Source organism: Microcoleus sp. B4-C1 (assembly GCF_036705285.1).
Classification (GTDB): domain Bacteria; phylum Cyanobacteriota; class Cyanobacteriia; order Cyanobacteriales; family Microcoleaceae; genus Microcoleus.
In genome coordinates this window covers 1-4,033 of sequence record NZ_JAUBUC010000181.1, presented here as the reverse complement: position 1 = coordinate 4,033, position 4,033 = coordinate 1, and the positions used below count along the sequence as shown (strand labels likewise).

Below are 4,033 nucleotides of genomic sequence, written 5' to 3'. Positions count from 1 at the left end.
GATAATTTAGTGGCGTTAACTTCAAATCAACCGGGATTTATCCCTTTGTTGATTAACGGGCGACCATTGAAATCGATCAACCAGTTCTACAAAAAGCGGAAAGCACGATTGCAATCCCACTTAAAAGGGAATCGCAAAACTTCACCCCGGATTCAGCGCTTAACTCGTTGTCGCCATCAAAAAGTTGATAATTACTTGCATCATGCTAGTCGTGTGATTGTTGACCATTTGGTAGCGAAGCAAATTGGGACATTGGTGGTTGGGAAAAATGTACAGTGGAAAACCGAAATTAACTTAGGTAAGCAAACCAATCAAAACTTTGTCAACATTCCTCACTCTCGATTAATTGAGATGTTGGAATACAAAGCTCGGCTGGCGGGAATCAAGGTAATTGTGCAGGAAGAATCCTATAGTTCACGGGCCAATTTTCTGGGTCTAGACCCAATTCCTGTTTACGGAACAACTGATAAAGAGCCTGTGTTTACTGGTAAGCGTATCAAGCGAGGTTTGTACAAAACATCGGTTGGTCGGTTAATTAATTCCGATGTGAATGCAGCGTACAATATCCTCAGAAAAGCAATCCCAAATGCCTTCAGCGATGGGATAGGGAGCTGCGTAGTTCAGCCGAGGCGGGTTAATCCGCTCAAAGTAAAAGTGAAGGGGGAGGGACTTGAAGCCTCCCATGCCTATAAATGACTATACTTTTACCAGCTATAGCTTGATTCCATGAGACAAATCATTCTCGAAAAGATTGTTTCTACCTTACAACCTTTAGATTTTGTTCTCGCTTTGTGGCAAGGAGGTTCCGCAGCCCACGGATACACCGACGAGTGGTCCGACCTGGATATTGCGGTTGTGGTTGAAGATAATTGCGTGCAACAAACCTTTGATATTGTTGAAAAAGCCCTCGCAGAAATTGGCGAAATCGAACTCAAATATCGAGTTCCAGAACCCGCTTGGCACGGTCAATCGCAGTGCTTCTGGCGGCTGAAAGAAACCCCGCCATTCTTGCTAATTGATTTCGCCGTTTTTCGGCGCAGCAGCAAGAACGAATTTTTAGAAATAGAACGGCACGGAAATGTACCGATCGCCTTTGACAAAGCTAATCAAATTGTACCGCATCCTGTCGATAAAAGCAAACATTTATCTACAATGCAGTCGAGATTAAACGACCTTAAAATCAGTTTCGATTTGCTGCAACCTCTGGTAAAAAAAGAGATTTATCGCGGACATTTAGTAGATGCGATCGGCAACTATCACAATTGGACGCTTCTACCCTTAGTCGAACTGTTGGGCATGATTTACCGTCCCCACAGATACGATTTTGAACTAAAATATTTCAGCCGAGACTTTCCGCGCCCAATAGTCGATCGCGTCGCACCGCTTTTCTGCATCGCAAATCTTGAAGATTTGGCAGTAAAACAGCAAATAGCAGAGGCTTTTTTTGCAGAGAGCTTACCGCTGGCAGAAACGCAATTTAGGAGTATTGCATAGTCAATAATATGTGTTAGGGGCGGAATTTTACCATATCTTAATCGTTTGCTTATTAAATCTCCAAACTGCGATTGTCAATACATTCAGAATTGTGCTATCCTTGTTTAAGGGGGAGGCACTTGCTCAACATCTAGAAAAGCCATGATTCAAACCCGAGAAACTTTATTTGATGGCTCTAATCAATAGGACAATAAAATGAACACAAGTAATATAAAATCTTTTTCAGTACATGGTCTTTTCGGCACAGACAACGTTCATATTCCCTTTGATGAGAATATAAAAATACTTGTGGGAGAAAATGGACTGGGGAAAACTCAAGTCTTAAACCTTTTTTATTACACTTTAAAAAGAAATTTTTTTAGACTGGGTGAATTCAGTTTCGATCAATTAATTCTAGAATTTTCTCAAGGAAATTTTATTGAAATATCTAAAGACAAGGTAAATGAATTGATTCAGGAACTTTACGATCATCCAGTGCTTAGAGATTTTATAGATCAAGTTGGTTATCCTCAACTGGAGATGCTCAGAAATCGATTTATACAAAGCAAAGGTAACAGAAGAAAATTCTTAGTAGAAGCAGAGCTTGAATATAATTTCAAGTCGAGCAAGTTTCCTATTCATCTTATATTTCGAGTTTTTGAGAAACTAGAAATGAATAAAGACAATAAATCCAACCTGTTTTTCACTGATTGTGAAAAAGAAATTGACTCAGGTATTGAAGGGAGTGAAATTATGTATTTTCCCACATATAGGCGTGTTGAAGAAGACTTATATAATCTTGGTTATAGTGATGATGAACTTTTAAATCAAGAAAATACACTTATTCAATTTGGCATGGATGATGTTCAAAAACGTTTTAACAACATTCAAAATACTATTGATAGATTTTTGAAGGAAGGTTTTTCACAGATGTCATCCGAAATTCTCAGTCAACTGATAGAAGATGAAGAAGATGAAAAAGACACTGAATTCTTGAAAAATATCGAAGATAATGATGTTGCAATTTTATTATCACGAGTTGGAAATCGAATTTCAGAACAAAAAAAAGAAAAAATTAGTGAACTACTTTTAAAGAAAGAAGCAAAGCCAATAGCAAAAGATAACTCTCTAAACTTTTTTCTAAAGAAACTAATTGAAATTTACTCGTCTCAAAAAGAGTTAGACAACTCCGTCAAACTATTCAGAGACGTTTGCAATAAATATTTGATTAACAAAAAGGTATTTTATGATGAAAGTGCTATCAAAATTTTTATTAAATCAGAGAGAAATTCTTCTGATATTCCATTGAATAAACTTTCTTCAGGAGAAAAGCAAATTATTTCAATATTTTCTAAGATTTACCTTTCCGAAGGTGACAAAAAATATGTTGTGCTTTTTGATGAACCAGAGTTATCATTATCAATGCCTTGGCAAAAGCAATTACTTCCAGATATTCTCACTTCAGGAAAATGTGAATTCCTTTTGGCAGTAACTCATTCCCCATTCATTTTTGATAATGAATTAGATAAATATGCAATTGGCTTAGACGAATATGTTAAACCTTCACAAGTCATTACAGCCTAATGTCATACATAGAAAAACTCAGGAAAAGCCGAGAAAAATCCCAAGTTGCTTATGCAGAGTTTGCCCTGCATACCAAAAAAGGTAAGGATGGCTTGTTTTGCTTTTTTGAGGGAAATGATAATGCTTACTATGTACCAAGAATCAAGCGTTTCACAGATAACTATCACCCAATAAATTGCGGTGGCAGAGATAAAGTATTAGACGTTTACCGACTTATTACTATTCATTCTGAATACGATAAATACAAAAAAGCCTTTTTCATTGATAGAGATTTTAATGAACCTTTGCCACCTCATAACCCACCAATCTTTGAAACACCTTGTTATTCTATTGAAAATTTTTACGCTTCAGTAGATGTTTTCAAGGAAATCCTGAAAAATGAACTTCATTTATCAGAAGTTAGCGATGAGGCATTTCAAGTTTGTATTAGAATTTTTACAGAGAGACAACAAGACTTTCATCAAGCTACGAGTTTGCTTAACGCTTGGTATGCTTGCTTGATAAAGATTAGAAATCAAACAGGAAACCAAACAGGCATAAATTTAGCAGATAAAATCCCAAAAAATTTTATTGATTTTACGCTAGATTCAGTAGTACCCAAATATGACTTTGAAACAATCAAACAAAAGTTCCCACAAGCCTTGGAAGTTTCCCAAGATATTTTAAACACAAAGCTTGCTGAGTTTACTAATTGTGAACCATATAAAGTTTTTAGAGGTAAATATGAACTAGAGTTTGTGGTGACAATAATTGAACTAATTTTACAGGACTCATCAAATGCTCAAAAGTATATCAAACACAAAATAAAGTTTGCTTTTGGGGAAAAAATGAGTAACGAGCAAGCTATTAGTATTTTTTCTGTCTATGCTGAAACTCCCGAAACTTTGAATAATTATTTGGGGTGCATCTCAGTTTGGCAAATACATCAAATTGAAAGTTGACCGTTGAGATAAGCACAGCGAAGAGCAAGGATAGA

The 4,033-nt window shown here is 36.3% G+C and carries 4 protein-coding genes; all 4 read left to right on the top strand.

The window, feature by feature from the left end:
- A partial coding sequence (locus QUB26_RS31345; RefSeq protein WP_333321206.1) for a transposase occupies positions 1–696 on the top strand: 696 nt, incomplete at its 5' end.
- Positions 697–726: 30 nt separating this feature from the next.
- Positions 727–1,494 carry a nucleotidyltransferase domain-containing protein gene (locus QUB26_RS31340; protein WP_333321204.1) on the top strand — a complete coding sequence of 256 codons (768 nt, stop codon included), beginning with the start codon at positions 727–729 and terminating at the stop codon, positions 1,492–1,494.
- Between the two features lie 195 nt (positions 1,495–1,689).
- The gene (locus tag QUB26_RS31335) at positions 1,690–3,057 is read left to right on the top strand and encodes an AAA family ATPase (RefSeq protein WP_333321202.1); all 1,368 of its coding nucleotides are present in this window, start codon (positions 1,690–1,692) and stop codon (positions 3,055–3,057) included.
- Positions 3,057–3,998 (top strand): DUF4435 domain-containing protein, encoded by a 942-nt coding sequence (locus QUB26_RS31330; RefSeq protein ID WP_333321199.1) that lies wholly within the window; start codon positions 3,057–3,059, stop codon positions 3,996–3,998. Before QUB26_RS31335 ends, QUB26_RS31330 begins: the two co-directional genes overlap by 1 nt.
- Positions 3,999–4,033 lie beyond the last annotated feature (35 nt).